This is a genomic window from Flammeovirga sp. SJP92 (assembly GCF_001583495.1).
In the GTDB taxonomy this organism is placed as follows: Bacteria; Bacteroidota; Bacteroidia; order Cytophagales; family Flammeovirgaceae; genus Flammeovirga.
The window spans coordinates 1-1,834 of sequence record NZ_LQAQ01000022.1 but is presented as its reverse complement, the minus strand read 5'-3'; the positions used below and the strand labels follow the sequence as shown (position 1 = coordinate 1,834).

Annotated in this window: 1 protein-coding gene; it reads left to right on the top strand. The window is 32.9% G+C overall.

What is annotated here, in order from left to right; genetic code table 11:
* Nucleotides 1-141 precede the first annotated feature (141 nt).
* Entirely contained in the window at nt 142-1,713 is a 1,572-nt protein-coding gene (locus AVL50_RS07180) for a hypothetical protein (RefSeq protein WP_062615812.1), read from the top strand.
* Nucleotides 1,714-1,834 lie beyond the last annotated feature (121 nt).

The following is a 1,834-nucleotide window of genomic DNA, read 5'->3' as shown; positions in this document are numbered from 1 at the left end:
GGGAAAACTTCACGTACGGTTTGATGAAGGGGGTTCTGATAGTTTTCTCAAAATGATTACATTTATAATTATTTAAACAGAGAGAGCTATCAGGCTCTACTCTACTGCGTCAGCTGAAAAACAATCTCACGATAAGAAAAAATGAACCAAATTTTTGCAATACTAATTATATCATTGACACTTTTTGCTTGTAAAGGACAACAAAATTCCAACGTGAAAGATTTTGAGAGTGGTTTTTCTCTTATTCAAGACACAATTTCAATGAGTGTCAATGGCAGAATGACTCACGCATTAGAATATAAGGACAAATATTATGTGCTTTTTGAACAACGATTAATGAAATATGGTGGCTACGGAAAAAGATGGCTTTATATTTTTTCAAACAATCAATTAGAAAAAGTGATTGACTGCCCCACAGAAATGAAAACAGTCTACTTGGATTTTTATGTGCAAAATGATAGCATTATTCTGAAGCCATATATGGACAAGCAAAGCTATTATCTTGATAATACAAATTTAAAGTGGAACAAGGTTGATAAAACGGACGACTTAATATGGGAAGATTCAGACTTTTATGTCTACACTTTAGACTTTGGCGAATGGGGTGGAAAAACGTGGTTTAAAGACAAGAAAACAGACAGTCAATATGTTTTGGAATCCACAACACCATTGATAAACAAAATCGACAGCACTTATTATTTAACTAATTTCTTTAAAGTTCTGAGAATCAATAACCCGAAGGAGCTAACAAAATGTGATGGTGATGTAACTTATGAAAACATAGAAAAGACAGGTAAGAACTACTCTTGGTACAGTGAATCAAAAGGCTATAAAGTGATTTATGAAGATGAGAATGTAGACTATTTTGATTTTTCATATCACCCTAGTATTGTCAGTTCCTTTGTTTATAATGGTGAACTTCTACATATTTTTGAAACAGACACAGCTTCGTATTTATCGCGAATAGTGAATAATAAAATCCAGCCTTTTGAGAAGATACTTAATGATGTAAAATTTTTCAATTCGCACTTCTCTTATCGTTGTAAAAACTTTAATGGCTCTAATGAATTGCTCAAATTCAAAACATCGAATGACCAAATTTATGGTCTGACAACAATTAAGGATAACAGGATTTATGCAACCTTTTTAGTGAATGACTTTGAATTAAAACCGAAGACATTAGGAAAAGAAAGGTCAAACGCGATTTTTGAAAATAGACTTAGGACAATCCTTGTTGATTTTTCAAACCTGCCCCTTACCAAAGTGGAGTCGAAAGAAAAGGAATGGAAAACTTTTGACATTACCCCAAATCACAAAATTGGAATTGGGGACAGTTGGAACCCTAGGAAATATGATATTGACATTAACAAATCTTACCTTGTTGTAGAAGATTCGATTATCTCAAACTCAATTATGTATTATGCTACTAAAAAGACTGATCTAGTTAGGGCCATAACAATGAATTGGGAAAAAACACAGACCGATAGAATTGAATTTGGAAATGAAAAGTCGACAAGTGAAGTTTTTTTGAAAAGATTTAATGACCTTGTAATGATCCTAACAAATGAACTTGGTAAACCCAATTCGATAAATGAAGAAAAGAAAAATCAATCATTTGTTTGGACAACAGAGAACAATATAAACGTTGAAATTAAGCTATCGAGACAGGACAACTATAATAACATAAGAATGGTGGTATATGAGAGAAAATGAAAAAGCCGAACGCACAATAATTAGGGCTTAGTTTGGTCTTCAGACCCAAAAATTAAGCCCTAGTTGAATAAAGGCGGTGTGGTTCTCTTGCATTTAGCTGTATGGAAGTTAGGAAGGACTT

Bases quoted from the DNA above. Each gene is read 5' to 3' on its own strand.
- AVL50_RS07180 (WP_062615812.1), top strand. From the start codon at position 142: ATGAACCAAATTTTTGCAATACTAATTATATCATTGACACTTTTTGCT.